Annotated in this window: 25 protein-coding genes, 1 pseudogene and 1 riboswitch; of the genes and pseudogenes, 16 read left to right on the top strand and 10 right to left on the bottom strand. The window is 73.4% G+C overall.

The window, feature by feature from the left end:
* Positions 1-60: 60 nt before the first annotated feature.
* From Ani05nite_RS27680 to Ani05nite_RS27670, 3 genes are all read left to right on the top strand, one after another.
* Entirely contained in the window at positions 61-522 is a 462-nt protein-coding gene (locus tag Ani05nite_RS27680) for an Lrp/AsnC family transcriptional regulator (RefSeq protein ID WP_203773071.1), read from the top strand.
* Between the two features lie 3 nt (positions 523-525).
* The gene (cds1, locus tag Ani05nite_RS27675; protein ID WP_203773069.1) at positions 526-1,620 is read left to right on the top strand and encodes an L-cysteine desulfhydrase Cds1; all 1,095 of its coding nucleotides are present in this window, start codon (positions 526-528) and stop codon (positions 1,618-1,620) included.
* 74 nt (positions 1,621-1,694) lie between these two features.
* Entirely contained in the window at positions 1,695-3,266 is a 1,572-nt protein-coding gene (locus tag Ani05nite_RS27670) for a hypothetical protein (protein ID WP_203773066.1), read from the top strand.
* Here Ani05nite_RS27670 and Ani05nite_RS27665 read toward each other — a convergent pair.
* The 3 genes from Ani05nite_RS27665 to Ani05nite_RS27655 all read right to left on the bottom strand — a co-directional run bounded on the left by Ani05nite_RS27665 (position 3,263) and on the right by Ani05nite_RS27655 (position 6,321).
* Positions 3,263-3,886, bottom strand: coding sequence for a putative glycolipid-binding domain-containing protein (locus Ani05nite_RS27665; RefSeq protein WP_203773064.1), 624 nt, complete (start codon positions 3,884-3,886; stop codon positions 3,263-3,265). The genes Ani05nite_RS27670 and Ani05nite_RS27665 overlap by 4 nt on opposite strands.
* A 105-nt stretch (positions 3,887-3,991) precedes the next feature.
* The gene (locus Ani05nite_RS27660; RefSeq protein ID WP_203773062.1) at positions 3,992-5,794 is read right to left on the bottom strand and encodes a DEAD/DEAH box helicase; all 1,803 of its coding nucleotides are present in this window, start codon (positions 5,792-5,794) and stop codon (positions 3,992-3,994) included.
* Positions 5,795-6,033: 239 nt separating this feature from the next.
* The gene (locus Ani05nite_RS27655; RefSeq protein ID WP_203773060.1) at positions 6,034-6,321 is read right to left on the bottom strand and encodes a hypothetical protein; all 288 of its coding nucleotides are present in this window, start codon (positions 6,319-6,321) and stop codon (positions 6,034-6,036) included.
* A 1,039-nt stretch (positions 6,322-7,360) separates the two neighbouring features.
* Here Ani05nite_RS27655 and Ani05nite_RS41960 point away from each other — a divergent pair.
* A complete protein-coding gene (locus Ani05nite_RS41960) occupies positions 7,361-7,717 on the top strand; it encodes a hypothetical protein (RefSeq protein WP_203773058.1) in 357 nt (118 codons plus the stop codon).
* A gap of 3 nt (positions 7,718-7,720) precedes the next feature.
* On the top strand, positions 7,721-8,206 hold the full coding sequence (locus tag Ani05nite_RS27645; RefSeq protein WP_203773056.1) for a hypothetical protein: 486 nt from the start codon (positions 7,721-7,723) through the stop codon (positions 8,204-8,206).
* A gap of 252 nt (positions 8,207-8,458) precedes the next feature.
* Here Ani05nite_RS27645 and Ani05nite_RS27640 read toward each other — a convergent pair whose 3' ends face one another.
* Entirely contained in the window at positions 8,459-10,075 is a 1,617-nt protein-coding gene (locus tag Ani05nite_RS27640; RefSeq protein ID WP_239130678.1) for a C40 family peptidase, read from the bottom strand.
* 286 nt (positions 10,076-10,361) lie between these two features.
* Here Ani05nite_RS27640 and mqnE point away from each other — a divergent pair, with 286 nt between their 5' ends.
* The 10 genes and pseudogenes from mqnE to Ani05nite_RS27590 all read left to right on the top strand — a co-directional run bounded on the left by mqnE (position 10,362) and on the right by Ani05nite_RS27590 (position 19,767).
* Positions 10,362-11,531 carry an aminofutalosine synthase MqnE gene (gene mqnE / locus Ani05nite_RS27635; protein WP_203773054.1) on the top strand — a complete coding sequence of 390 codons (1,170 nt, stop codon included), beginning with the start codon at positions 10,362-10,364 and terminating at the stop codon, positions 11,529-11,531.
* A 35-nt stretch (positions 11,532-11,566) separates the two neighbouring features.
* Positions 11,567-11,995 carry a hypothetical protein gene (locus tag Ani05nite_RS27630; RefSeq protein ID WP_203773052.1) on the top strand — a complete coding sequence of 143 codons (429 nt, stop codon included), beginning with the start codon at positions 11,567-11,569 and terminating at the stop codon, positions 11,993-11,995.
* A gap of 12 nt (positions 11,996-12,007) precedes the next feature.
* Positions 12,008-12,430 carry a DUF4229 domain-containing protein gene (locus Ani05nite_RS41425; protein WP_239130677.1) on the top strand — a complete coding sequence of 141 codons (423 nt, stop codon included), beginning with the start codon at positions 12,008-12,010 and terminating at the stop codon, positions 12,428-12,430.
* Positions 12,431-12,689: 259 nt separating this feature from the next.
* Positions 12,690-13,988: pseudogene (locus Ani05nite_RS27620) on the top strand (M14 family metallopeptidase); the annotation flags it as partial.
* 60 nt (positions 13,989-14,048) lie between these two features.
* On the top strand, positions 14,049-14,615 hold the full coding sequence (locus tag Ani05nite_RS27615) for a TetR/AcrR family transcriptional regulator (protein WP_203773048.1): 567 nt from the start codon (positions 14,049-14,051) through the stop codon (positions 14,613-14,615).
* Positions 14,616-14,639: 24 nt separating this feature from the next.
* Positions 14,640-14,960, top strand: coding sequence for a PadR family transcriptional regulator (locus Ani05nite_RS27610; protein WP_203773046.1), 321 nt, complete (start codon positions 14,640-14,642; stop codon positions 14,958-14,960).
* Positions 14,960-15,646, top strand: a complete 687-nt coding sequence (gene lepB, locus Ani05nite_RS27605) for a signal peptidase I (RefSeq protein ID WP_203773044.1) — start codon at positions 14,960-14,962, stop codon at positions 15,644-15,646. The genes Ani05nite_RS27610 and lepB overlap by 1 nt, the downstream gene beginning before the upstream one ends.
* 1,188 nt (positions 15,647-16,834) lie before the next feature.
* A riboswitch (cobalamin riboswitch) is annotated at positions 16,835-16,896 on the top strand.
* A gap of 110 nt (positions 16,897-17,006) precedes the next feature.
* Positions 17,007-17,939: an ABC transporter substrate-binding protein gene (locus tag Ani05nite_RS27600; RefSeq protein ID WP_203773042.1), complete on the top strand. Its 933-nt coding sequence runs from the start codon at positions 17,007-17,009 to the stop codon at positions 17,937-17,939.
* Positions 17,936-19,003 (top strand): FecCD family ABC transporter permease, encoded by a 1,068-nt coding sequence (locus tag Ani05nite_RS27595; protein WP_203773040.1) that lies wholly within the window; start codon positions 17,936-17,938, stop codon positions 19,001-19,003. The genes Ani05nite_RS27600 and Ani05nite_RS27595 overlap by 4 nt, the downstream gene beginning before the upstream one ends.
* The gene (locus Ani05nite_RS27590) at positions 19,003-19,767 is read left to right on the top strand and encodes an ABC transporter ATP-binding protein (protein ID WP_203773201.1); all 765 of its coding nucleotides are present in this window, start codon (positions 19,003-19,005) and stop codon (positions 19,765-19,767) included. The genes Ani05nite_RS27595 and Ani05nite_RS27590 overlap by 1 nt, the downstream gene beginning before the upstream one ends.
* A 12-nt stretch (positions 19,768-19,779) precedes the next feature.
* On the opposite strand, the gene Ani05nite_RS27585 is transcribed toward Ani05nite_RS27590, so the two are convergent.
* From Ani05nite_RS27585 to Ani05nite_RS27565, 5 genes are all read right to left on the bottom strand, one after another.
* Positions 19,780-20,544: a VOC family protein gene (locus Ani05nite_RS27585; RefSeq protein WP_203773038.1), complete on the bottom strand. Its 765-nt coding sequence runs from the start codon at positions 20,542-20,544 to the stop codon at positions 19,780-19,782.
* An 80-nt stretch (positions 20,545-20,624) separates the two neighbouring features.
* Positions 20,625-21,365, bottom strand: a complete 741-nt coding sequence (locus Ani05nite_RS27580; protein ID WP_203773036.1) for an ABC transporter permease — start codon at positions 21,363-21,365, stop codon at positions 20,625-20,627.
* A 13-nt stretch (positions 21,366-21,378) separates the two neighbouring features.
* Positions 21,379-22,245 carry an ABC transporter ATP-binding protein gene (locus tag Ani05nite_RS27575; protein ID WP_203773034.1) on the bottom strand — a complete coding sequence of 289 codons (867 nt, stop codon included), beginning with the start codon at positions 22,243-22,245 and terminating at the stop codon, positions 21,379-21,381.
* Positions 22,242-22,568 (bottom strand): winged helix-turn-helix domain-containing protein, encoded by a 327-nt coding sequence (locus Ani05nite_RS27570; protein ID WP_203773032.1) that lies wholly within the window; start codon positions 22,566-22,568, stop codon positions 22,242-22,244. The genes Ani05nite_RS27575 and Ani05nite_RS27570 overlap by 4 nt, the downstream gene beginning before the upstream one ends.
* Positions 22,565-23,200: a transporter gene (locus Ani05nite_RS27565; RefSeq protein ID WP_203773030.1), complete on the bottom strand. Its 636-nt coding sequence runs from the start codon at positions 23,198-23,200 to the stop codon at positions 22,565-22,567. Before Ani05nite_RS27565 ends, Ani05nite_RS27570 begins: the two co-directional genes overlap by 4 nt.
* An 85-nt stretch (positions 23,201-23,285) precedes the next feature.
* Between Ani05nite_RS27565 and Ani05nite_RS27560 the strand changes: the two genes are divergently transcribed.
* Complete coding sequence (locus Ani05nite_RS27560; protein ID WP_203773028.1) at positions 23,286-23,708, top strand: GNAT family N-acetyltransferase; 423 nt, start codon at positions 23,286-23,288, stop codon at positions 23,706-23,708.
* On the opposite strand, the gene Ani05nite_RS27555 is transcribed toward Ani05nite_RS27560, so the two are convergent.
* Positions 23,695-25,725, bottom strand: a complete 2,031-nt coding sequence (locus tag Ani05nite_RS27555; protein ID WP_203773026.1) for a HelD family protein — start codon at positions 25,723-25,725, stop codon at positions 23,695-23,697. The two genes, Ani05nite_RS27560 and Ani05nite_RS27555, sit on opposite strands and share 14 nt — an antisense overlap.
* Positions 25,726-25,977 lie beyond the last annotated feature (252 nt).

Genomic DNA, 25,977 nt, shown 5'->3' with positions numbered 1-25,977 from the left:
CGCTCCGAGCCCGCTACCGGGCGTGAGGTAGCAGGACGTGTCGCACTAACCTCTGATGCCATGGACGCCATCGACCTGCGCCTGATCGACCTGCTGCGGGAGAACGCCCGCTCCTCGTACGCGGAGCTCGCCCGGCAGGTGGGGCTCTCCGCGCCCGCTGTGCACGAGCGGGTGGGCAAGCTGGAAGCCGCCGGCACGATCCGGGCGTACCGCGCCGAGGTCGAGCACGAGGCCATCGGGCTGGGCGTCACCGCGCTCATCGGCATCGTCGAGGACTCCGGCGCGGACACCGACGACGTGCTGTCCGCGCTGCGCGTGATGCCGGAGATCGAGTCCTGCTACTTCATGGCCGGCGTGGAGTCGTACCAGCTCACCGTCCGGGTCGGCACGATCGCCGAGCTGGAACAGCTGATCGTGCGGATCAACCGGACCCGGGGCGTGGCGTCGACCCGGACGGCCATCGCCCTGTCGACCAAGTGGGAGAACCGGCCGCAACCCGGCCTCGACCCGGCGCTAGGTTGAGCCATGGACCTGCACGAACGATGTGACGACACCGCCCGCGAATGGGCCCGCGAGGCGATCGGGCTGGTCGAGGCCGACGCCAACCGCTCGGCCGACACCCACCTGCTGCCGTTCCCGCTGCCCCGCTCCTGGGGCATCGACCTGTATCTCAAGGACGAGTCGTCGCACCCCACCGGCTCGCTCAAGCACCGGCTGGCGCGCTCGCTCTTCCTGTACGCCCTCTGCAACGGCTGGATCGGCCCGCACACCCCGGTGGTCGAGGCGTCCTCCGGCTCCACCGCGGTCAGCGAGGCGTACTTCGCCCGGATGCTGGGGCTGGAGTTCATCGCCGTGATGCCGGCGAGCACGTCGCCCGAGAAGATCTCGCTGATCGAGTTCCAGGGCGGCAAGTGCCACCTCGTCACCGACCCGACGGCCGTGGTGGCGGCGGCCCGTACCCTCGCGGCCGACCTCGGCGGCCACTTCATGGACCAGTTCACCCACGCCGAGCGGGCCACCGACTGGCGGGGCAACAACAACATCGCCGAGTCGATCTATCTGCAGCTGGCGCTCGAGCGGCACCCCGTACCGGCGTGGATCGTGGTCGGCGCCGGCACCGGCGGCACCAGCGCGACCATCGGCCGGTACGCCCGCTACCGGCGGCTGGACACCAAGCTGTGCGTGGTCGACCCGGAGGGCTCGGCGTTCTGGCCCGCGTACCGCTCCGGCGACTGGACCGTCTCCACCGGCCGCGGCTCGCGGATCGAGGGCATCGGCCGGCCCCGCGTCGAGGCCTCCTTCCAGCCGGCCGTGGTCGACCGGATGGTGCACGTGCCGGACGCGGCGTCGCTGGCGGCGATGCGGGCCGGCTCGGCGGTGCTCGGACGCCGCGTCGGCGGCTCCACGGGCACGAACCTGTGCGGCGCGTTCGCCCTGATCGCCGAGATGCTGGCGGCCGGGCGCAAGGGCTCGGTGGTCACGCTGATCTGCGACGGCGGCGAACGGTACGCGGACACCTACTACTCGGACGCCTGGGTCGCGGCCCAGGGCATCAGCCTGGAGCCCCACCTCGCGGCGATCGACACGTTCCTGGCCACGGGGGTCTGGCAAGCTGCCTGAATTGGGGGCAGCGGCGCGGCGGCGTACCTGGGAGGATCTGAGTCCTGTGACGGGTTTCGGGTTCGAGGAGCGCAGTGCACGACGCTGAGGAAGTCCCCGCCGCACCAGCATTTCCGGTCGCGCCGCCCGCCCAGCCGCTGCCCGGCCCGTGGGGCTCACCGCCCGGATCGCCGCTGCCCGGCGCGTGGGGCCCGCCGCCGGGCCCGTCCATCCCCGGCCAGCGCACGCCGCCGCCGAGCGAATACTTCCCATCGACGCATCCACTCGGCCCGGCGCCGGTCGAGACCGGTGATCTCCCGCCGCTCGTGCTGGTGCCCGGCGCCGTGCCGCTGCCGCTGCCCGCGCCCCGGCGGCGCGGCCGGGTCCTGCTGATCGGCGCCGCCCTGAGCCTGGCCGCCGCCCTCGCCGCCGGCGCCGGCATCGTGTACGTCAACCGCTCCCCGCTGTCACTCGACGAGCGGGCCGCAGCGGCCGGCCCGGCGCCCACTGCCGCCGCGACCCCGCCGACCCCGGCCGAGGCCGCCAACGCGGCGTTGAAGGCGCAGGCGGCGGCCCTGCTCGGCAACGACGAGCGGGCCTGGCTGGCCGCGGTCGACCCGGCCCGCGGGAAGCTCCGCGGGCAGTACCGCTCGATGTTCCGCTCGCTGCGCGGCCTGGGCGTCAGCCACTTCGACTACCGCACCTCCTCCCCCCGGCTGGACGCCAAGCGCGGCATGCTGAGCGTGTTCGCCGAGGTCGCGTACTGCTTCAGCACCGACAAGTGCCCGCGGGCCAAGGGCAACGAGTCCGACGGGCCGCCGACGATCACCCAGAAGCTGACCTTCAAGAAGGTCGGCACGGCGTACCTGATCTGGGATCTCACCACCAAGAAGAGCCGCGACCAGCAGCAACCCACCCCCTGGGAGTCCGGCGACCTGGTCTTCCGGAGCGGCCAGCGGGTCACCGTCGCCGCCGGCCGCGGCGAGCGGAAGTACCTCAAGCAGGTGCTGGCCGCGGCCGAGAAGGCCGCGCGCGTCAACGACCGCTTCGCGGTCATGGTCGGCAACCCGCAGCGCCGGTACCGCGTCTACGTCGCCGGACCCGAGCAGTGGAAGACCTGGTACGGCGGCATCACCGACAAGTGGGTGATCGGGTACGCGATCCCGCTGAGCGACTCCGGCAGCGACGTCGTGCTCAACATCTCCGCCGTCCGCTCCGACAGCGAGGTGCTGGCCACCACCATGCAGCACGAGCTGGGCCACGTCGTGACCCTCGGCGGCGCCCACCGCACGAGCACCGGCACCGGCGACATGTGGCTCGAGGAAGGCATCGCCGAGTACATCGGCTGGTACCCGAGATCCGCCACGGAGAGCTGGCGCCGCTCGGCCGTCCGTTCCTGGCTCGACAGCGGCAAGCGCCCGACCACGATCGCCCCGCGGGCCCCGGGCGACAAGGCCGGCCCCGACGCCAGCGACGCCTTCTACGGGCTCGGCCACTTCACCGCCGACTGCCTGGCCCGCAAGTACGGCCAGGGCGCGCTGTTCACGTTCGTCCGGCTCTACCTGCGGGAGAGCCGCGACCTCGACCCGGCGTCGCAGGAGGCGTTCGGTGTGCCGTTCGCGACGATCGACAAGACCTGCATGGCCTGGATCCGCGACAAGGTCTAGCGGGCCCGCCGGGCCAGGCCCGGATATTCGACCACGAAGCCCTCGTCGTCCACGACCAGGTCCGCGCTGAACGTCTCGTTGGCGAAGCGCACCCGCCCGTCACCCAGCGCGGTGTAGATCTGATCCACCTGCACGATCTCCAGGCTGGGCAGCAGCACCCAGGCGACGCTGACCCGGTGCGCCACCCCCGGCTCCGACTTGAGCAGCCCCAGCCGGCGGATCGGCAGCGTGTTGGTCAGCGGCGAACCGGTCAGGTCGACATCGAACGCCCCGAACAGCAGGTCCGGATCCTCGGTGCCGGGCAGCCCGGCCCCGGCGTGCCCGGCCGCGGTCAGCGCCGCGTCGAGATCACCGCGCTCGGCGGTCGACGTCCGCCAGCGGCCGTCCTCCGACTCCAGGCGCAGGGTACGGCTCCAGCCCGCGCCCTCGGTGCTCACCTCGAGCGCGGTGGTGACCCAGTCCGGGTCGGTCCGCAGCTCGTAGCGGGCGTTGTAGGGAATCGGGTCGACGGCCAGCGCGGTGCCCCGCGCGTGCAGCCCGGCCTGCGTGTCCACCAGCGCATGCTCGGCGCCGGAGGTGTCGCGACGATCCCAGAACAGTGAACCCGGCAGAACGGCCATGCCGGGAAACTACCCGCTCCGGCGGCCCGGCGCACAAACCACTCCGGCGCCCGCACGGCGAAGGCCCCGACGCTGAGCGCCGGGGCCTTCGGGACGTGCGGTGGATCAGTGGGTGTGCGCCGGGCGGCCGGGCGAGAAGCGGCCGTTGCCGGTCTCGCGCCGGTCGTTGCGGGCCGGCTCGCGCCGGAAGCCGCCGGGGCGCTCACTCAGGTTGCGGGCCGTGCGGTCGCCGAAGCCCCGCTGACGCTCGGCGAACGAACGGTCGCCGGACGGGCGGTCGACGGCGCCGGTGGCCGGACGGTCGGCGTACGAACGGTCGCCGGCCGGACGGTCGGCGTACGTGCGCTGCTCGCTCCGGGGCCGGTCACCGAACGAACGGTCCCGGTCGCCGAACGAGCCGCCGCGCGGGCGGTCGCCGTAGCTGCGGTCGCCGCCGCCGGTGCCGCCGCTGAAGCTGCCCCGGGGCCGGTCGCCGAACGAACGGTCGCCGCCGGTGCGCGGACGGTCGCCGTAGCTGCCGCCGGTGCGCGGGCGGTCGCCGTAGCCACCGCGCTGCGGACGGTCGCCGAAACGACGCGGACGGTCTCCCCGCTCGCGCGGCTCCGGCTCGAGCTTCACCGGCACACCGCTGGGCTCACGGGCCCCGGTGACGCCGGCCAGCTGGTCGTCGCCGAGCCGGACGCGCAGCTCGGACGGCGAGACACCGGCCTTGAGCATCATCGACGCCGTGGTGCGGCGCTGCTTGGGCAGCACCAGCGTCACGACCGCGCCGGACTCACCGGCGCGCGCCGTACGGCCCGCGCGGTGCAGGTAGTCCTTCGGGTCCTTCGGCGGGTCGACGTGCATGACCAGCGAGATGCCGTCGACGTGGATGCCGCGGGCCGCGACGTCCGTGGCGACCAGCACGTTCGTCCGGCCTTCCTTGAACTCGGCCAGCGTGCGGGTGCGTACCCGCTGGGTCTTGCCGCCGTGCAGCGCGCCGGCGCGCACGCCGACCGCCGCGAGCTGGTCGACCAGCCGGTCGACGCCCATCTGGGTGCGGGCGAAGACGATGGTCTTGCCCTCCCGGTTGGCGATCGACGCGGTGATCGGGAACTTGTCGTGCGGCGGGATCAGGAGCATGTGGTGCTCCATCGTGGAGACGCTGGCCTCCGCCGGGTTCGTGGAGTGCGTCACCGGGTCGTTCATGAACCGCTTGACCAGCGCGTCGACGTCGCCGTCGAGCGTGGCCGAGAAGAGCAGGCGCTGCGCGTCGGCCGGCGTCTTGCTCAGCAGCTCGGTGACCTCGGGCAGGAAGCCCATGTCGGCCATCTGGTCGGCCTCGTCCAGGACGGTGACCTCGACGGCGTCGAGGCGGCAGGCGCCCCGCTCGATGAGGTCGCCGAGGCGGCCCGGGGTGGCGACGATGACCTCGACGCCGCGCCGCAGCGCGTCCATCTGCCGGTCGTACGGCACGCCGCCGACGGCGGTCTTCAGGAAGACCCCGACGGAGCGGCCGAGCGGGGTCAGCGCGTCGGCCACCTGCATGGCCAGCTCGCGGGTCGGCACCAGGATCAGGGCCTTGGGCTGGTGCGGCAGGGCCCGGCCGCTCTTGGCCACGCGGGCCAGCAGCGGCAGGCCGAACGCCAGCGTCTTGCCGGAGCCGGTCTGCCCCCGGCCGAGCACGTCCCGGCCGGCGAGGGCGTCGGGCATGGTGGCGGCCTGGATCTCGAACGGGGCGGTGATGCCCTCGCGGCTCAGCACCCGGACGAGCTCGGCGGGCACACCCAGCTCGGCGAAGGTGGGGGTCTGCTCAACCGGGGCCGGCTCGACGAGGGCCTCGGGGGCTTCGGTGCTGAGGGTGTCGCCGGACTCGGCGAGAACTTCTTCAACGGACGGGAACGTGCTGGGATCAGCGAAAGTGGTCAAGAGAACCTCTCTACGGGGGCGCATGCTCGCGAATGGCCCGCCGCGGCTACCAACAGCCGGCCGCTGAAATGACCGCAAGAACGCCCGTGGCGTGCTCGTTGAGGGCACGCCAGGTTAATTACTTCCATCAGTGTACGGGTCAACGTGTGGGACACTGCCCGCATTCCGCGCCGGTAGTGGGCAGACTCACCCTGCGGCGCAACCTCGCCAGCTTAGGCGCTGGCGCCGCCGGCGACAAATCAACTCTGGAAGACGCCGCCCACCATGTCGCTGAACGCGTCGCCCACGGTGAAGAGGAAAAGCACGCTCACGCCGACCAGGACGAGCAGCACGACCAGCATGGCCACGACCACCTTGACGTTGCTGCGGCGCTGGGTGTCGGGCCCGTCGCGCCAGCCCTGGGCCAGGATGTGGCCGGTGAGCGAACCGGAGTTCTCCACCGGATTGATGGTCACGGGCATGGTCATGTCGGCCGGCGCGTAGTCGGCGAGGCCGCCGTAGACGGTGCCCTCGAGGCGCTGCGGCACCCCGGCCGGCTGTCCGGATCCCGACGCGGCGGCACCCGAACCGTAGGTCGCCGGCCGAGCGGGCGGGGTGCTCACCTGGGCCGCCGGTCCGCCGAACGGCTGCCGGGCGCCGCCCGACGCGCCTACCCCGTAAGGAGTCGAGCCGCTGCCGCGGGAAGCCGGGGCGCCGTACTGACCGGCAGGCGGCAGGGTGTAGGCGCCCGGCGCCGGGGCGCCACCCGACCCGGAGATCATCGGCGGGGGCGGGAAGGGCGCCGGCGCCGGGCCGGGCACCGGCGACGGACCGGGGCCGGGCGGCACGGGCGACGGTCCGGGACCCGGAGGTACGGGGTCGGGGCCCGGGCCGGGCGGGATCGGGCTCGGGCCGGGTCCGGGCGGGATCGGGCTGGGCCCGGGGCCGGGGGGCACGGGGCCCGGCGGGGCGGGGCTGGGGTCGGGTCCCGGGGGTCCCGGGCGGGGCGGTGCCGGGGCCGGCGGCGCGGGGATCGGCGGCGCCGGGCTGGGTGCGGGGCCCGGAGCGGGTGTGGGGCCTGGAGCGGGTGCCGGGGTCGGGTTCGGGGTGGGCAGGGGCGCCGGCTCCGGGCGGGTGGGCTCGGGCTTTGGCGGGGCCGGCTTGACCGGCTCGGGGGTCGAGGGCTCCGGCAGGGCCGGGTCGGGCTCTTCCCGATCCGCGGCGGTGCTGCGCTGGGGGCGGCCGGCCGGCTCGTCGCGGTGCGCGGGACGGTCGGCGTCGCCGGCGGGGGCAGGCTGGTGCGGGCGCTCGCGGAGGCTCATCCAGCTCACGGCGGCGGGCTTGTCGGCACCCGTTGCGGGAGCGCCGGATTTGTCGGTGATGGACGCGTCGGTGCCGGTTTTGCCCTGGCCGTCCGTGTCGATTGCGGCGATGTTTGGGGCCGCCTTGTCGGTGCCGGTGTTGTCCGTGGCGGGCCGGTCTGACCCGGCGTTGTCCGGGGTGGCCTTATCCGTGGTGGCCTTGTCCGTGGTGGCCTTGTCGGGGCCGGCCTCGGGAGTGGTGGTCCTGGCGCTGGCGGCCGTGTAGGTGCTCGACCGGGCGGGTGGGGTCGCGGTCGCCGGGGCCGGGGCCTCGCTGGCCGGGGCCGCGCTGGCCGGGGCCGCGCTGGCCGGGGCGGAGGCGGGGGCCGCGCTGGCCGGGGCTGAGGCGGGGGCCGCGCTGGCCGGGGCTGAGGCGGGGGCCGCGCTGGCCGGGGCGGAGGCGGGGGCCTCGCTGGCCGGGGCGGAGGCGGGGGCCGCGCTGGCCGGGGCTGAGGCGGGGGCACCCGATTTGTCCGTGCTGATGCGGCCGGCCGGGCCGGCATCGCGCCCGGCCTGCCTCTCCGGCGTGCCCGGTCCGTCGACGGTGTGGTCGGTGTCCGGCTTGGTGGCGGCCCGGCCGTAGACCTTGGCCTGGCCGCTCGGCCAGGTCGCGGCGCGCGCGCCGGCCGGGTCGATGGAGCCGGGCACGCTCGCGCGAGCCGCGTTGGCGCTCGGGGCCACCGACACCGGGCGGGTCGCCCCGCCGAGACCACTGGCCGAGCTCGAGGGCGCGGGCACGACGCCGGAGACCGAGGCCCGCCCACTGGGCATGCCACTGCTCAGGGCGGCGCTGCTCGAGGCCGCGCTGCTCGGGGCGGCGCTGGCCGGGGCGGCGCTGGCCGGGGCGGCGCTGGCCGGGGCGGCGCTGGCCGGCGCGGCGCTGCTCGAGGCGGCGCTGGCCGGGGCGGCGCTGGCCGGGGCGGCACTGCTCGGCGCGGTGCTGACGGGCGCGGAGGCTGACGCGCGGGCGGTCGGTGCGGCGGCCGGGGCTGCCGGCTTGCTCGCTTCGGCGCCGGGCGACGGGGCCCACAGCGCGCCGGGTGCGGGCGGTGGGGGCAGCTCGTACCCCTGATCGTTCTTCGGCCCGGCGCCGCTCGCGGGCGGCCGTGCAGCGGGCGGCCGGCTGCCGTCGCTGTCCGGTTTCGCCAGCTGCTCGTCCATGGGTCCTCCCGATCGCCGTCACCGCGTGCCGACGCCATGTGCCGGACGCCGGGCAGACCGATTGCCGGGCGTTTGGTAACTACCGTGCCACATCAGCGCTCATGAGCGCACCCGGCGTCGTGCGCTTCCGCGTGAAGATCATGACTGGCGAGGGGCGCGGGCGCTAGGACCCCGCCGACTTCGAGACGGCCGCCGCCTCGGCCGAGGGCGACACCGACTTCGTCGCCGCGCTGCTGGATTCGGTGGACTTCGTGGCCGAGCCGGTCGACGACGGGGAGTCGGCCTTGGTGGGGGAGGTATCCGCCTTGGTGGGGGAGGTCTCGGCCTTGGTGGGCGAGCTCTCCGCCGATTCCTCCGGCGACGGCTTTGCCGAGGTCGCCGAGGTGGCCGGCGCGGCAGTCGTGGGTGGCGTCGTCGGCTGCGACGTGCTCGGGCTGGTCGCCGGCTTGCTGGTCGTCGTCGAGGGGCTCGGGCTGGTCGTCGGCTTGCTGGTCGACGGCGACGTGCTCGGGCTGGTCGGCGGCTTGCTGGTGGACTTCGACGGGCTCGGCTTGCTGGTCTTCGTCGGGCTGTGGTCGCTCGGCTTCTCCGGATCGGGCGCGCCCAGGTTCGGGCCCTCGACGGTGCCCTCGATCGAGCCCCAGATGCGGGTCGCGCCGAACAGCCTGGTCCAGCGGACCGGGACGAGGCGCACGTTGAGGCCCGTTCGCGGCGCCTCGACCATCATGCCGTTGCCCGCGTACATCGCGACGTGGTGGATCTGCTGCCAGCTGCTCGACGAACTGAAGAACAGCAGGTCGCCCGGGAGCAGCGAGTAGCGGTCGACGACCCGCTCGCGGGTCTGGAAGTACTGGTCGCGCGACACCCGGGTGAGCTTGAAATCGCCCGCGCCGGGCGACCGGTACGCCGCCCACATCAGCCCGGAGCAGTCGTAGGCGTCCGGGCCCTCCTCGGACCACACGTACGGGTCGCCGCGCTGCGCCAGTGCGAACCGCAGCGCCGCGAGGGCGCGGGGGTCGGCGCCCCGGCCGGCGTTGGCCCCGGCCAGGTAGTCGGCGCCGGCCCGGGCGTCCTGGGCGGCCTGGGCGGAGTCGGACGCGGCGATCGCGGCGGCGTTCTGCTGCTCGAGCTTCTGCTGGGCGGCCGACTTCTTGTCGACCTGCTGCTGCAGCTTGTCGCGCGCGGCGATGAGAGTGGTGTGCCGGGCCTGGGCGGCCTGCTGCTCGGCGAGGGCGCTCGTGTACGTGTTCTGGGCGAGGTCGAACTGGCGGCTGGCGGCCTGCTGGGTCGCGGAGTCGCCGCGGTTGATCCGGGCCAGGGAGTCGAGGTCCGACAGGCCGGAGCCGAGCGAGCCGGGCGGCATGGCGGCGGCGTCCCGGACGGCGACCGCCGCGGCCCGCGCCATCTCCTCCTTGGCCTGGGCGACGGCGGTGGCGGACTGGGTCACCTTCTGGTCCGCCACGGCGACCTGCTGGGTGCTGAGCTCGACCTCGTCCTTGGCCTTGGTGAGCCGCTCACCCAGGCCGGCCAGCTCGGTGCGGCCCTTCTCGATCTTCGCCATGACCGGCGTCAGGGCCACGCCGGGGGTGGTGATCGGGGTGCTGGTGGTCGGCAGCGTGCCGGCCGGCTGGCCGGGCAGCACGAGCGCGCCCTGGGCGAGCGGGCGGGAGCCGGTGTCGGGAACCGCGGGCGCCGGCGGCGCGGCCGGCGGTGCGGCGGCGGCCGGCAGGGGGCTGAAGAGAGCGGCGATGGCTGTGGCAGACGCAGCGGAGTACGCCAACGGGCGCCACCACGGGCGTGTCCGTCGCGTTCGTCCGCTTCGTTCCTGCCGGTTCATCGACATGCGCTCCCCGTCCGCGGTCGTCGCCCACGACCGCTTGCCGTCCCATTAATGGTCTACCTCAACCGGTGCACCGATGTCGATTGATTGGACATGACAGGACGCTGTGAATCGTAGGTTCATGACGTGATCCCCGCCGCCCCGTGCCCGCCGGCCCGTCGATCTGTCGGAGGCAGGACGTACGCTCGACCACGAGTGAGGGTGAAAGGGGCGCACCATGGCGCAGATGGACGTCGGACTGAAGCGTGAGCTGGAGGCCAAGGTCTACGCGGGCGAGCGGCTGACCCGCGAGGACGGCGTCGCGCTCTACGAGTCCGACGATCTCGCCTGGCTCGGCCGGCTGGCCCACCACAAGCGCACCGAGCTCAACGGCGACCGGGTGATGTTCAACGTCAACCGGCACCTCAACCTCACCAACGTCTGCTCGGCCAGCTGTGCGTACTGCTCCTTCCAGCGCAAGCCGGGTGAGAAGGACGCGTACACGATGCGCATCGACGAGGCCGTGCGCAAGGCCAAGGAGATGGAGAACGAGCAGCTGACCGAGCTGCACATCGTCAACGGCCTGCACCCCACGCTGCCCTGGCGGTACTACCCCAAGGTGCTGCGCGAGCTGAAGGCGGCGCTGCCCAACGTCAAGCTCAAGTGCTTCACCGCCACCGAGGTGCAGTGGTTCGAGAAGATCAGCGGCCTGCCGGCCAGCGAGATCCTCGACGAGCTGATGGACGCCGGGCTCGAGTCGCTCACCGGCGGCGGCGCGGAGATCTTCGACTGGGAGGTCCGCCAGCACATCGTCGACCACAACTGCCACTGGGAGGACTGGTCGCGGATCCACCGGCTGGCCCACGAGAAGGGCATGAAGACCCCGGCGACGATGCTGTACGGCCACATCGAGGAGCCGCGGCACCGGGTCGACCACGTCATGCGCCTGCGCGAGCTGCAGGACGAGACGGGGGGCTTCGCGGTCTTCATCCCGCTGCGCTACCAGCACGACTTCGTCGACTCGGCGGACGGCAAGATCCGTAACCGGATCCAGGCGCGCACCACGATGGCCGCCCCGGCGGAGTCGCTGCGCACCTTCGCGGTGTCCCGGCTGATGTTCGACAACGTGCCGCACCTGAAGAACTTCTGGGTCATGCACGGCCTGTCGGTGGCTCAGCTGTCGCTGAACTTCGGCGCCGACGACCTGGACGGCTCGGTGGTCGAATACAAGATCACCCACGACGCCGACTCGTACGGCACGCCGACCACGATGCACCGAGACGACCTGCTGAACATCATCTGGGACGCGGGCTTCCAGCCGGTCGAGCGCAACACCCGTTACGAGATCGTCCGGGAGTACGACAAGCCGACGTCGCTCGCCGAGCGTCGCAGCGAGCCCCAGCAGGTCTGGGCGTAGCGGCGGGACGCTCCGGGCGTACCCTCGTTGTTGTCATGACCGAGACCAAGAGCGAGCGCCGCCCCCGCCGCGACGCCGACGGCCGCCTGGTGACCGTCGGTGATCTGCTGGGTGTCGCGCTCGCCGGCCTGGTCACCGGCGTGGTGGTGCTGCTCGTCTTCGAGGGCATCATGTCGCTGGCCCGCGCGTTCGACTTCGGCTCGTCCAGCGGCTGGCTCGCGCTGATCCTGCCGGTCTGGCTGTTCACCGAGGAGTTCCGCGCGGCCGGCTACGGCGCGTACCGGATCGTCGTGGCGGCGCTCGCCGCCGGCTTCGGCATCGCGGTCGGCATGACCCTGGCCGGGCTGGCCGCCGCCACGTTCCCGCCGCTGGTCAGTGGCGCGGTCGGCGCGCTCGGCCTGACGGTCGTCTACTGCCTGGTCTGGTTCTACGGCCTGCGGTGGCTCAGCCACCGTGCCGGCTGACAGGAGTTCGTCATGAGTCCCGCCGTCAAGTACACGCTCGGCCGCTTCGGCCTGTTCGTGGTCGTCTTCGTGCTGCTGCTGCCGGTCCCGCTGGCCTTCCTGGTCAAGGCGATGATCGCGCTGCTGGCGTCGGCGGGTTTCTCGTACTTCCTGCTGGCGAAGTGGCGCAACGAGATGGCCGAGCAGCTCGGCACGGTGGCGGAGCGCCGCAAGGCGGAGAAGGAACGGCTGCGGGCGGCGCTGGCCGGCGACGAGGCGGCGGCCGCGGCCGGTGACCGTGCGGCGGTCACCCCGCCGGCCGCTTCCGCCGGGGGGCGCACGCTGTCCACACCGGAGCCCGGCGGCACGCCGGCCGAGGCGCCCGGCGGCACGCCGGCTGCGGGGGACGGGCGCGCTCCGGCCCGCGCCGACAAGGGCGACAACGCCGCTTCCTGACCGGCGCTCCCGGCCGGCCGGCGGTCCTCGGCGGAGCCGTCCGGCACGACCTCCGTGGTCTCGACGCGGCGCCGGCCGGTCCCCCGGCTGCGGCGCAATCGGCCGAGACGGCGGCTGAGCTGCCGTTGGGCGGTCATCATGTCGACGTAGGGGGCACATTGGCATGACCGTGCCCGCCCGGGTTGCATTGCCAAATGTCGATGACGGGTGGTGCAGTGACGGGGTTCGAACCCCCTCTGACACCCCCCGGAGGTCGTTCATGAGACGACGACGCGTCACCGCTCTGGCCGCCGCTGCCACCGTCGGCCTGGCCATGCTCGCCGCATCCGCGGTCACCGCCCCGGCCGCCACCGCGGTGCCACGGGCGGCCGACGCCGCGGCCCCGTACGAGGTCTACGACGTGCGCACGCTGGCCCAGCGCAACGTCATCGCGGGCACCGGCGCCGCGATCGACGGCATGGAGCACTCGGTCGTGGAGATCACCGCGACCGGCCGCGAGGTCAAGACCCTGCGCGCGCTCGGCTTCACCGTCAAGCCCGCCGCCGTCGCCACGCCCAGCGGTGAGGTGTCCACCTTCGACTTCCCGTCGCGGGACGCCGCTTACCACAACTACAGCGAGATGGTCGCCGAGGTGAACGCCATCGTGGCGCGGTACCCGGCGATCGCCAGCAAGCGGGTGCTCGGCCAGACGTACCAGGGCCGCGACATCGTCGCCGTCAAGATCTCCGACAACGTCGGCACCGACGAGGCCGAGCCCGAGGTGCTCTACGACGCCAACCACCACGCCCGCGAGCACCTCACCGTGGAGATGGCGGTCTACCTGCTGCACCTGTACGCGGACAACTACGCCACCGACACCCGGATCCGCAACGTGGTCAACAGCCGCGAGATCTGGATCATCCCGTCGGTGAACCCGGACGGCTCCGAGTACGACGTGGCCACCGGCAGCTACCGCTCGTGGCGCAAGAACCGCCAGCCCAACTCCGGTTCGTCGTACATCGGCACGGACCTGAACCGCAACTACGGCTACAAGTGGGGCTGCTGCGGCGGCTCGTCCGGCAGCACCTCGTCGGACACGTACCGGGGCCCGTCGGCGTTCTCGGCGCCTGAGACCCGGGCGGTCCGCGACTTCGTCAACAGCCGGGTCGTCGGCGGGGTACAGCAGATCAAGGCCGCCATGGACTTCCACACCTACTCCGAGCTGGTGCTCTGGCCGTTCGGGCACACCACGGCGAACACCACCACCGGGATGACGGCGGACCAGAACAACACGTTCGCGACGCTGGGCCGGCAGATGGCGGCCACCAACGGGTACACCCCGGAGCAGTCGAGCGATCTCTACATCACCGACGGCGATTCCCTCGACTGGCTGTGGGGCACGCACAAGATCTTCGCGTACACCTTCGAGATGTACCCGACCAGCTCGTCGGCCGGCGGCTTCTACCCGCCCGCCAGCGTGATCACCCGGGAGACCAGCCGCAACAAGGAGGCCGCGCTGCTGCTGGCCGAGGCGGCGGACTGCCCGTACAAGGTGATCGGCAAGCAGTCCACGTACTGCTGATCCGGTTGCGCGCAGTGGCTACCTGTCATAGCCTGATAGCTATGACAGGTAGTCTGCATGCCTAGGGCCGGTCTGTCGCCGGACGCGGTCGTCGAGATCGCGCTGACGCTGGTGGACGAGAAGGGTCCGGAGGCGCTGAGCCTGGCGGCGGTCGCCGACCGGGCCGGCGTGGCGGCGCCCTCGCTCTACAAGCACATCGGCAGCCTCGCCGAGCTGCGCGAGCTCATGGCCCTGCGGGTGCTCCGCGAGACGACCGCCGTCTTCTCCGCCGTCGTGATGGGCCGCAGCCGGGACGATGCCGTCGCGGCGCTGATGCGCGCCTACCGCGGCTACGTGGTGGACCACCCCGGCCGCTACGCGCTGGTCCCCCTCGACCCCATGCACCGCGACGACCTGGCCGGCGCGGCCCGCGAGCTGCTCGACGTCTTCTTCGCCGTGCTGCGCGGCTACGGCCTGGACGAGGTGGCGGCCGTGCACGCCACCCGCCGGATGCGGGTCGCCGCACACGGCTTCGCCACCCTCGAGGCGGGCGGCGGATTCGGCCTCGCGGAGGATGTCGACACGACGTACGAGCAGGTCATCGCCATGGTGCTGGCCAGCCTGAGTCAGGGGTCGACGCAGTAAGTCGAGTTATGTAGAGTTTCGGTCATGCCGAGACCCACCCACGCCTCGCCGCAGACGTTGCGGCTCTTCGAGGCGCTGCTGACCGAGCCCGACCGCTGGCGCTACGGCTACGACCTGAGCCGGGAGACCGGCCTCGCATCGGGCACCCTCTACCCGATCCTCATGCGGCTGGCGGCGCAGCAACTGCTCGACACCGACTGGGAGGCCTCCGACGAGCCGGGCCGGCCGCCGCGGCACACGTACCGGCTGACCGCCGACGGGCTGGCCCTGGCGCGCGAGCGCCTCACGGCCGCGGCGCGCAAGCAGCGCGGCCCGGCGGCCGCGTTCGTGCCGAGGAAAGCCTGATGCGCCGGGTGGCGCGGACGGTGCTGGTCGCGGCGGTACGGGGGCGCCGCGACCGGGGTGGTCCGTGGGGCGAGGCGGCGCTCGCCGAGTTCGACCAGACGACCGGCCGCTGGGAAGCCCTGCGCTGGGCCGCGGGCGGCCTGCGCGCGGTGTGGCACGAACGCCGGGCGCGGATCAAAACCCTGCCCAGAGGGGTACGCCTCCAGCGCGCGCTGGTCGGCGCGGCGCTGCTGTCCGTGCCCGCGGCGGTCGTCGTCAACCAGTTCCTGCTCACCCCCCGTTACGTCCCGAGCGGCTCGATGGAGCCGACGGTGCAGGTGCAGGACCGGATCCTGGTCGACCGGGTGAGCTTCCGGCTGACCGGCGTCCGGTACGGCGACATCGTGGAGTTCACGACCCCGCGGGTGCCGGGATACCCGGTGCTCAAGCGCGTCATCGGGCTGCCGGGCGACACCATCGAATGCCGTGGGGGCCAGGTCTACCGCGACGGAACGGCCCTGAACGAGCCGTACCTGGACACGCCGGCGGCGACCGAGAACTGCGGCGCGGCGGTGACCGTACCGGCCGGGGAGCTGTTCGTCCTGGGGGATCACCGCGTGGTGTCGCAGGACTCCCGCCAATGGGGAACCATCCCCGTCGACGCGGTGGACGGCCGGCTGCTGACCAAGTTCTGGCCCTTGCCGTAGCGACCTCCAACCACGCACCTGGCTGCCCGGGCGGGGTGGCCCTATGGTCGGCCGGTCACCTCGCCCGGGTTGCCGCGGTATCCGATGGCGGCGTGTGGTGGTGGGTGGACGCTGGGTGGTTCAGCAAGCGGATGCCGGTTCTGCGGACGGGCGCTGCTGAGCGGGTGGCTGCCGGCCGAGTGGTTGGGATCGGCGGAGAGCCGGGCGCCGCTTGAGCAGGTGGGCAGGCTCGGCGGGCGGACGCTGGTAGGTGCCGGTTGGATGGCTGGGAACCGACGAGGACTTCACGCCGGCCGGCGTCGCGCAGACCCGATCGGAGATGCGGGGCTCAGCGAAGGGGCGCCGGTTCAGTTCGTGTGCCGCGTCAGGGTGACGGTCGCAGCGTAGTGGGCGGGGACGCCGCGGTGCGGACGTGGCGAGATAGCCTCACCGCGTTCTGCCCGCTGCCCGCGCGGATCTTGTAGAGCGGGGGCCATTTTCGGCGATTCGGTGCATCAAGATCTGGCCGGAGAAGCACGTCGTCGGCGGCAGGCCCGGCGAGCAGGGCGGCGAACAAGCATGGCGGCGAACAAGCATGGCGGCGAAGCTCTGCCCGATGCCGGAAGTTGCGACATGGCGGGCAGCCTCTGGGTAGTGCCGCCAGACCGGGCAGCGCCAGACGGCTGGGGCCTGCCTGGAGTTGGGTTCTGCCAGCGGCGGGCCGGGCGGGCGGCGGGCCGTGCCGGGTGGCGGGCCGTGCGGGGCGGCGGGCCGCACGGGGACGCGGGCCGTGCGAGGCGGCGGGCCGTGCGAGGCGGCGGGCCGTGCGAGGCGGCGGGCCGTGCGGGGACGCGGGCCGTGCGAGGGGTGCTGCAAAAGGCGGAGCCGGCAAGGGGGCAGAGGCGAAGCGCATGATCGTCAAGCACGGCAAGGCGGCATGCAGGCCAGACCAGCAAAGGCTGAGCGGTTGCCGCACCCAGGCCCCAAGACGGCAGCACGTGAAGCCCCACCCTGCACCCGGCCCGAACCGACTGGAACAAAGCACGAACCCCGCGTTCGGCGGGAGCGACGGTCAGCACCATGCACCCACGCACGACATGGCCTTGAAGAATTTGATCTTGACAACGACCACCGCTCACCGATACCGGCGGTCGCTGCCGGACCCCCACCCACCCTGGGCTACGTTCACAAGGACCGCGTCGCAGCGAAGCCGGTGGGATTCCGGCGCTGTCCCGCAACTGTGAACCCCCGGGGACGGGGGTCAAGCCAGGTCGCCTGGACGCCGGTCGCGATTCAGCGCTCTCGGGGAGGGGCGCCTCGCGGGCCGGGCTCCTGCTCCGGTCGGCGAAGCACCGCAGCCTCGGCCGACAGGAGGACCAGGATGAGACGTGTATTGACGGCCGTGATCGCGGCCGGCGGATTGTTGCTTGCCGGATGCGGCGGCGGTTCCGGCGGCGGGACGGGCGATGACAAGCCGGTGGCCGGGGCGAGCAGTGCCGCCTTCCCGGCCACGGCCGGTTCGGTGACGTTGGCCGAGCGGCCGGACCGGATCGTGTCGCTGGCGCCGACCGCGACCGAGATGCTCTTCGCCATCGGGGCCGGGCCGCAGGTGGTGGCCGTGGACGACCAGTCGACCTATCCGGCGGAGGCGCCGCGCACCGAGTTGTCCGGGTTCAAGCCTAATGCGGAGGCCATCGCCGCGCAGAACCCTGACCTGGTGGTCGTCTCGGACGACCTCGACAAGATCATCGACCAGTTGGGCAAGCTGCGCATCCCGGTGCTGTTCGCGCCGGCCGCCAAGGTGCTCGACGACTCCTACCGGCAGATCGGCGAGCTCGGCACGTTGACCGGGCATCGGGACGAGGCGAGCGCGCTGGTCGAGCGGATGCGGACGCAGATCGACAAGATCGTCAAGGGGGTGCCGGCGCGGAGCGGGTCGCTCAGTTACTACTACGAGATCGACCAGACCCTCTACTCGGCGACCTCGCGTACGTTCATCGGGTCGATCCTCGGGATGTTCGCGCTGACCAACGTCGCGGACGCCGCCGACCCGGACGGCGCCAAGAACGGCTATCCGCAGCTGTCCGCGGAGGCGCTGATCGCCGCCGACCCCGACCTGATCTTCCTGGCCGACAGCAAGTGCTGCGGGCAGTCGCCGGCCACGGTCAAGGCGCGCAAGGGCTGGTCGGCGATCACCGCCGTGCGGGAGGACCGGATCGTGGCCCTGGACGACGACATCGCCTCGCGGTGGGGGCCACGGGTGGTCGACCTCGTCCAGGCCGTCGCGGACGCGGTGGCCAAGGTCCCGGCGTGACCGACCGCCCCCGGCCGGCCGGTTCGACGCCCGCCGGGCTGCGGGCCGGCTGGCTGGCCGGGGGCGTGCTGGCCGTGCTGGTCGCGCTGGTCGCCGGGATCGCCCTCGGGCCGGTCTCGCTGCCGCCGGCCGGCGTCGCCGCCGAGCTGCTCGATCTGCTGCCCGGGGTACGCCTGCACAGCGGCCTGAGCGAGCGGGAGAGCGCGATCATCACCCAGCTCCGCCTGCCCCGGGTCGTGCTGGGCCTGCTGGTCGGCGCGCTGCTGGCCCTCGCCGGGGCCGCCTACCAGGGCGTCTTCCGCAACCCCCTGGCCGACCCGCACCTGCTCGGGGTGGCGGCCGGGGCCGGGCTGGGCGTGACCGCCGTGATCGCGTTCCGGTCGGCGGGCGGCGGCACCACCGCCGAGCTGCCCCTCGGCGTGCCGCTGGCCGCCTTCGTCGGGGCCGTCGTCGCTGTCGCCCTCACCTGGCTGCTCGGCGGCGCCGGCGGCCGGGCCCGGACCCCGGCCACGCTGATCCTGTCCGGGGTGGCCGTGTCCGCCTTCCTGGCCGCCGCCCAGACGTTCCTGCTGCAACGGCACATCGAGACGCTGCGCGAGGTGTACTCGTGGCTGCTCGGCCGGCTCGCCACCGCCGGCTGGCACGACGTGCTGCTGGTGCTGCCCTACGCGGCGGTGACCGCGGCGATCGTGCTGTCCCAGCGCCGCGAGCTGGACGTGCTGACCGTCGGCGACGAGGAGGCGACCAGCCTGGGCCTGCACCCGCAGCGCAGCCGCTACCTGCTGATCGCCGCGGCCTCGCTGGGCACGGCGGCCGCGGTGTCGGTCTCCGGCCTGATCGGGTTCGTCGGCATCATCGTGCCGCACACGCTGCGGCTGCTGGCCGGACCGAGCTACCGGTCCATCCTGCCGCTGTCGGTGCTGTTCGGCGGGGCGTTCCTGGCCCTGACCGACCTGCTGGCCCGCACCCTGGCGAGCCCGGCGGAGATCCCGATCGGCGTGGTCACCGCGTTCCTGGGCGCGCCCTTCTTCGCCGTGGTCCTGCGCCGGAGCCGGGTCTCGTGATCAGCGTCCGGGGGCTGCGGGTCCGGCTCGGCGGCGCGGTCATCGTCGACGGCGTCGACCTGGACGTCGCGGCGGGGGAGTGGGTCACGATCATCGGCCCCAACGGCGCCGGCAAGTCGACGGTGCTGCGGGCCGTCGGCGGGCTGCTGCCCAGCCAGGGCGCGGTGAGTCTGGGCGGGGTACCGCTCGACCGGCTGCCCCGCCGGGAACGCGCCCGGACCGTCGCCACGGTCGCGCAGTCGCCCGTGGTGCCGCCCGGGATGCTGGTGCTCGACTACGTGCTGCTCGGCCGTACCCCCTACATCCCGGCGCTCGGCCGGGAATCGGCGTCCGACCTGGCCGCCGTCGACGAGGTGCTGTCCGCCCTGGACCTGCTCGACCTGCGGGGGCGGCGGCTCGACACGCTCTCCGGCGGGGAGCGGCAGCGGGCCTTCCTGGCCCGGGCGCTGGCCCAGGGCGCCCGCATCCTGCTGCTGGACGAGCCGACCAGCGCGCTGGACATCGGTCACCAGCAGGAGGTGCTGGAGCTGGTCGACCGGCTGCGCGGCGAGCGCGGCCTCACGGTGCTGGCCACCATGCACGACCTGTCCATCGCCGGCGAGTACGCCGACCGGATGGTGCTGCTGGCCGGCGGCCGGGTGGTGGCGGCGGGCACCGCGTGGGAGGTGCTGACCGAGGAGCTGCTGGCGCGGCACTACCGGGTACGGGTCCGGGTGATCGACGGCGGTCAGGGGCCGCTGGTCGTGCCCGTCCGCACGCCCTGACGGGGGCCGGTCCTAGCCGGTCGCCGTCTGAAGGATGGAGAACGTGCCACCCTGCGGGTCGTCCAGGACGGCGTACCGGCCGATCGGCAGGGTGGTCGGCGGCTGCACGATCCGCCCGCCCAGCGACTGGGCGTACGCGGCCGAGTCGTCGCAGTCGGCCACCGCGAAGTAGATCATCCAATGTGGTGGCAGGTCGTCCGGCCAGGAGTCGCCGTCCATCGGCTGCAGGCCCGCGATCGGCCGGCCCTCGTGCTCCCAGACGATGTAGTCCATGCCGCTCATCGAGCTCTCCCGGGCCACCCAGCCGAAGACCGAGCCGTAGAACGCCGCCGAGCCCTCCACGTCCCGGGTGGTCAGCTCGTTCCAGGTGAGCGCCCCCGGCACGTCGAAGACGTCGGCGCCGCGCATGGTGCCCGCCTGCCACACGCTGAACGGCGCGCCCGCCTGGTCCAGGAACGCGGCCATCCGGCCCTGGTACATGACGTCGAAGGGGGCCACCAGCACCTTGCCGCCGGCCGCCTCGACCCGGGCCGCCGTCTCGTCGGCGTCGTCGGTGGCGACGTACGTGCTCCAGGCGGTCGGCTGGCCCTCGCCGTACAGCGGGCCGGCGCCGGCGGTGGCCCGGCCGTCGAGGCGGAACGTGGTGTAGCCGCCGTACTCCTCGCCCGACACCTCGGCCTCCCAGCCGAACAGCGAGGTGTAGAAGCGGATGGCGTCCGCGAGGTCGGCGGTTCCCAGGTCCACCCAGTTCGGTACCCCGGGGGTCGGTGGGTTCATGCCTGCTCCTCGTGGTTACGGCGGACGACGGATTGATCGTTACACCGCGATGCGAGGTACGGGGCGGCTCAGTCGGAAGTTCAACTGAACCGCCGACCTTCGTCGCGTCGATAGGCCCATACGGCCACCCCAGCCAGGGCGGCCGTCCAGAGGACCAAGGCGGCTATCGATGCCGGCTGGATCGGGAAGTCGCCGACCGCGGCCCACATGAGCCGCACCGCGGCCCCGGTCGGCAGGTACGGCGCGATGGTCTCGACGAAGCCCGGCGCGCTGCCGGGCGCGGTCATCAGTCCACCGCCGAACGCCAGCGGGAAGAACAGCACCTGGGCCAGCACGATCGCCGCCTTGGCCGGCAGCGAGTAGCCGATCGCCAGCCCCATGAGCGTGAACGGCACCGCGATCAGCGCCACCACGAGGATCGCGGCCAGCAGCCCGGGCACGGTGATGGTGGCCTCGGTCGCGACCGCGGCGATCACCACGACCGGCACCAGCGAGACGCCCATCAGCACCAGCCCGGCCAGGATGCGGCCGGCGAAGCGGGGCGCGGCGCCGGCGGGCAGGGTCCGGGCGTACGGGTCCCACGGCTGGGCCCGGTCCTCGGCGACGCCGATGCCGTACTGGAAGAGGTTGCTGGTCATCACCACGAAGGTGACCATCGACGCGGTCGCGTACGTGGCGTACACGGGATCGCTGCCGACGAACGGGACCACGAAGAAGATCATCGAGGCGGCCGGGAAGAACGCGCTGCCGATCAGCGCCATCGGGATCCGGAAGGTCTCGAGCAGCTGGAAACGGGCATGGGTCAGGGCGAGGGATGTCATCCGAACCTCCGGTTCAGGCCGAGGTGAGCGTGAGGAACGCCTCTTCCAGCGAGGTGGGGCGCACCTCCAGCTCCGTGAAGGGGACGTCGCGGGCGACCAGGTCGCGGACCAGCCGGTCGGCGTCGCCGGTGAGCAGGTGGGTGCGGTCGCCGTCGCGTTCGGCGCCGACCACCCCGGGAAGGTCCGGCAGGGGTACGGGCACGGTCAGGCTGACCCGGCGGATGGCGACCAGGCCGCGTACGGCCGCGACGGTGTCGTCGGCCAGCACCCGGCCACCCCCGATCACCACCACCCGCCGGGCCAGAGCCTCGATCTCCTCCAGGTAGTGGCTGGTCAGCACCACCGTGCCGCCGTCGGCGTGGAACGCGCGGATGCCGTCCCACAGCGCGTGCCGGGCCTCCACGTCCAGCCCGGTCGTCGGCTCGTCGAGGAACACCACGCGGGGCCGGCCGACGAACGCCAGCGCGACCGCCACCCGCCGCTTCTGCCCGCCGGACAGGCCACCGGTCTGCCGCCGGACCAGATCGGACAGGCCGAACCGGTCGAGCAGCTCGGCCCGGCCCAGCGGGTCGGGGAAGTGCGCGCGGACGAAGTCGACGACCTCGCCGACCCGCAGCGCGCCGGGCAGCCCGGTCTCCTGCGGGGTCACGCCCAGCGCCCGCCGGTGCGCCGGGTCCCGCGGGTCGCCGCCGCACAGCTCGACCGTGCCGGAGGTGGGGCGGCGGACCCCGGTGAGGAGGCTGACCAGGGTGCTCTTGCCGGCGCCGTTGGGCCCGAGCAGGCCGACCAGCTCGCCGGCGTGGACGTCGAGGTTGATCCGGTCGAGGGCGAGCACGTCGCCGTACCGCCGGGTGGCGTCGGTCGCGCGGGCCAGGATCATGGCTCCTCCTGCAGGTTGGTGGTGCCGTTGAGCAGCGCGCGCAGCGCCGCGGTGTAGTCGTCGAAGGCGACCCGGCCGCGGCCGGTGAGCCGGACGAGCGTGGCCGGGGTCCGGCCCTGGTGCGTCTTGGTGACCTCGACGTAGCCGGCGTCCTCGAGCTTGCGCAGGTGCACGGAGAGGTTGCCGGCGGTCATCCGCAGGATGTCCTGCAGCCGGGGGAACGCGATGCGGTCGTCCGCGCGCAGGGTGGCCAGCGCGGAGACGACGCGCAGCCGCGCCTGGGCGTGGATCACCGGGTCGAGTTCGGGCAGCGCACCGGTCATCGCGGCATCCGCAGCCAGGACACCAGGCCGGCGACCAGCATGCCGCCGCCGCCGAGCACGGCGACGACCAGCGCGTGCCAGCCGGGACCGAGCGCGATGCCCACCACGTTCACGACGCTGATCGAGATGCCGAGGACGTAGAGGACGCGGTCGTTCCACAGCGCGCCGCCGGCCATGTGCAGGGCGCCGGTCAGGGCGACCATCGCGCCGGCCCAGAGCAGGTTGGCGTCCGGCACCGGCAGCAGCTCGCTGACCCGGCTCAGCAGGACGGCCATGCCGATGAAGGCGACCGACCAGGTGAAGCCGTACATGGCGCCCTGGCGCGACGTCGGGCCGCTGACCTGGCGGCCGGCGCGGGCGCCGACGAAACCGGTGACGATGCCGGCCAGCGTGATCGCGGCGAGCAGGACGGTCAGCGGCAGGAAGTCGGGCATGTCCACATAGACCCGTCCGCCGGGGCCGAACCGCAGGAAGAACACGCCGAAGCCGACGAGCCAGGCGAGGCCCCACGGCCAGAGCAGCAGCCGCGGGTCGGGAGTGAGCCGGCGCACGGTGGCCGCCTGCTCGCGGGCGATGAGGCGGAGCGACTCGGCCGGGTCCAGCGGGGGCAGCTCGTCGTCGTTGGCATCCATGCAAAGAACTTTACCGCATAAAGTCAAATAGCTTTGTGCCATAAACCTGATGGCTGCGGGCCACCGCCCGGCTTAGCATCGCGCGGTGACCGATCTTGAGCTGCGCGCCGCCGATGCCCGCGAGCTGGGGGCCGTGCTGGCGTTCTGGGCGACGGCGGCCGAGAACGCCAGCCGGCCCCCGGACACCCCGGCGGCCCTGGCGGCGCTGCACCTGCGCGACCCGGACGCGCTGATCGTGGCCGTCGACCGGGGCCGGATCGTCGGCACGATCATCGCCGGCTGGGACGGCTGGCGCTGCCACCTGTACCGCCTCGCGGTCCACCCGGAACGCCGCCGCGCCGGCATCGGCCGGGCCCTCATCGACGCGGCGGAGAGCCGCATCCGGGCGCTGGGCGGCACCCGGATCGACGCGATGGTCCTGGACGACAACCCGCGGGCGCACGCCATCTGGGCCGCGCGCGGCTACCGCCGGCAGGACGACTGGTCGCGCTGGATCAAGCCCCTCTGAGCGGCCCGGGCAGCGGCTCGGCGTGCACCACGGACAGCCGCGACACCGCGCGGGTGAGCACGACGTAGAGCCGGTGCAGCCCGCGCGGCTCGGCGGCGACGATCTCGGCCGGCTCGACCACGACGACATGGTCGTACTCCAGGCCCTTGACGATCGTGGCCGGCACGACCGTGACCCGCGCCGCGGAGTCGACGTCGTCGGGGGTCGCGGTCTCCAGGCCCGCGGCCCGCAGGTGCGCACGCAGCCGGTCCACCGCCGCGTCGGCCGCGATGACCGCGACCGACCCCTCGTGCTCCAGCGCCGCGGTCACCTCGACCAGCGTGGCGGCATCCACCTCGGACGCCGGCACGCCGACGACGGCCAGGTCGCCGTCGCGACGCAGCGAGACGGCTTCGGGTACGTCCACCCGCAACGCCGGGAGCAGGCGGTTGGCCAGGGCCAGCACGGCGGCGGGTACGCGGAAGCCGACCGTCAGCGGCACCACGACGGCGCCGGGCTTGCCGAGGTGCCGCAGGGTGTCCCGCCAGTCCGCGGCCGCCCACGGCGCGGTGCCCTGGGCCAGGTCGCCGAGCAGGGTGATCGAGCCGTGCTCGCTGCGCCGGGCGATGGCCCGGGCCTGCATCGGCGACAGATCCTGGGCCTCGTCCACCACGACGTGCCCGAAGCTCGGCTCGCGCTCCAGCAGGCCCGCCGCCTCGTCGAGCAGCACCAGGTCGGCGGCGCTGAACCGGGCCGCCTTGACCGAGCGCGGCGGTTTGGCCCAGCGCAGCACGGCCTGCTCGGCGTCGCTGAGGATGCCGTCGGCGGCCCGGGCCAGCAGCTCGGCGTCGGTGAGCAGCGCGACGACCAGCGCCTCCGGGGTCAGCGCGGGCCAGACGTTGTCCAGGAAGTCGCGGACCTGCGGAATCCGGGCCATCCGGCGCAGCCAGCCCTCGTTGGGCGAGTTGCCGGTGCGGTACTCCGACTGCCGCTGCAGCAGCGCGACCACCCGGGCCCGCACCCGCTCCCGCCCCACCGCGTACGGCAGATCCTCCCGCCGGGCCTCGTCCACGATGCGCCGCAGCGGCTCCGGATCGATCCGCCAGCGGTACGAGCCGTCCGACACCATGATCGGCTCCACCGGCTTGCCGACCCGGCCCCACAGCGCCCGGCGCAGCACGGCCGCCATCCGGGGATCGTGCTTGAGCAGCGCGGCGGCGTCGGCGTCGCGGCCGCGTACCGGCGCCCGGGCGATCAGGTCGTCGACCGTGGCCTGCTGCACCTCGACCTCGCCGAGCGCCGGCAGCACCGCCGAGATGTAGGACAGGAACGCGGTGTTGGGCCCGACGATCAGCACGCCGGAGCGGCGCAGCCGCTCCCGGTGCAGATACAGCAGGTACGCCGCCCGGTGCAGCCCGACCGCGGTCTTGCCGGTGCCGGGCGCCCCCTGCACGCAGATCGAGTCCTCGAGGTCGGCCCGGACCAGCTCGTCCTGCTCGGGCTGGATGGTGGCGACGATGTCCCGCATCGGCCCGACGCGGGGCCGCTCGATCTCGGCGGTCAGGATCCGGCTCCGGGTGCCCAGCTCCTCGCCGCGGTCCAGGTGCTCGTCCTCGAAGCTGGTCAGCTCGCCCCGGACGAAACCGAACCGGCGCCGGGTCGAGACGCCCTGCGGGTCCCGCACGCTGGCCCGGTAGAACGACTGGGACAGCGGCGCCCGCCAGTCCAGCACCATCGGCTCGCCCGCGTCGTCGGTGACGTGCCGGCGCCCGATGTGGTACTTGCTGTCGTCGATGTCGAGCTTGCCGAAGAACAACGGCGTGCCCGGATCGTCGGCCAGCTCGGCGACGCGGCGGGACAGGGTGCGCCCGAGGGTCTCGGCGCTGTAGGCGTCGCCGGCGATGTCGGCGCCGGCGGAGAAGAGGGACTCGGCCCGGCCGCGCATCCGGGCCAGGGCGGCGCGGGACTGCGTCAGGTGGGTGCGTTCGGCGGTGAGTTCGCTGTCGAGATCGGTTGCGGGCACGCTGATCTTTCCCATCGCGGTAGCTCGCTGCTCGCTCGCGTATCCGGCGACGGTTGGCCGTCGTCCGGCGCGGGGACGTCCGCTGCGGTGTCGTCTCACCGCGGCCGTCAAGCGGCCACGTACGATACGCGGCCGCAGCGGGCCGGGCCACCGGTTTATCGCCTTTCGGATCCGGTCGGCCGAGGAGGCCGTGAACGTGTGCCGCGTCGGCGGCGGAGGTGCGGCGGCATCTCTGAGCGCTTGCGGCGGGTGAACCCGGCTCCGCGC

The sequence above is a fragment of the Actinoplanes nipponensis genome (genome assembly GCF_016862275.1).
GTDB classification, from domain to species: Bacteria; Actinomycetota; Actinomycetes; order Mycobacteriales; family Micromonosporaceae; genus Actinoplanes; species Actinoplanes nipponensis.
Note: the sequence above shows the minus strand (reverse complement) of the source record. Positions and strands in the feature narration are given on the sequence as shown.

Bases quoted from the DNA above. Each gene is read 5' to 3' on its own strand.
- Ani05nite_RS27585 (WP_203773038.1), bottom strand. From the start codon at position 20,544: ATGAACCCACCGACCCCCGGGGTACCGAACTGGGTGGACCTGGGAACC.
- Ani05nite_RS27575 (WP_203773034.1), bottom strand. From the start codon at position 22,245: ATGATCCTGGCCCGCGCGACCGACGCCACCCGGCGGTACGGCGACGTG.
- Ani05nite_RS27570 (WP_203773032.1), bottom strand. From the start codon at position 22,568: ATGACCGGTGCGCTGCCCGAACTCGACCCGGTGATCCACGCCCAGGCG.
- Ani05nite_RS41425 (WP_239130677.1), top strand. From the start codon at position 12,008: ATGAGTCCCGCCGTCAAGTACACGCTCGGCCGCTTCGGCCTGTTCGTG.
- mqnE (WP_203773054.1), top strand. From the start codon at position 10,362: ATGGACGTCGGACTGAAGCGTGAGCTGGAGGCCAAGGTCTACGCGGGC.
- Ani05nite_RS27610 (WP_203773046.1), top strand. From the start codon at position 14,640: ATGCCGAGACCCACCCACGCCTCGCCGCAGACGTTGCGGCTCTTCGAG.
- Ani05nite_RS27665 (WP_203773064.1), bottom strand. From the start codon at position 3,886: ATGGCCGTTCTGCCGGGTTCACTGTTCTGGGATCGTCGCGACACCTCC.
- Ani05nite_RS27600 (WP_203773042.1), top strand. From the start codon at position 17,007: ATGAGACGTGTATTGACGGCCGTGATCGCGGCCGGCGGATTGTTGCTT.
- Ani05nite_RS27580 (WP_203773036.1), bottom strand. From the start codon at position 21,365: ATGACATCCCTCGCCCTGACCCATGCCCGTTTCCAGCTGCTCGAGACC.
- lepB (WP_203773044.1), top strand. From the start codon at position 14,960: ATGCGCCGGGTGGCGCGGACGGTGCTGGTCGCGGCGGTACGGGGGCGC.
- Ani05nite_RS27555 (WP_203773026.1), bottom strand. From the start codon at position 25,725: ATGGGAAAGATCAGCGTGCCCGCAACCGATCTCGACAGCGAACTCACC.
- Ani05nite_RS27615 (WP_203773048.1), top strand. From the start codon at position 14,049: ATGCCTAGGGCCGGTCTGTCGCCGGACGCGGTCGTCGAGATCGCGCTG.
- Ani05nite_RS27630 (WP_203773052.1), top strand. From the start codon at position 11,567: ATGACCGAGACCAAGAGCGAGCGCCGCCCCCGCCGCGACGCCGACGGC.
- Ani05nite_RS27565 (WP_203773030.1), bottom strand. From the start codon at position 23,200: ATGGATGCCAACGACGACGAGCTGCCCCCGCTGGACCCGGCCGAGTCG.
- cds1 (WP_203773069.1), top strand. From the start codon at position 526: ATGGACCTGCACGAACGATGTGACGACACCGCCCGCGAATGGGCCCGC.
- Ani05nite_RS27680 (WP_203773071.1), top strand. From the start codon at position 61: ATGGACGCCATCGACCTGCGCCTGATCGACCTGCTGCGGGAGAACGCC.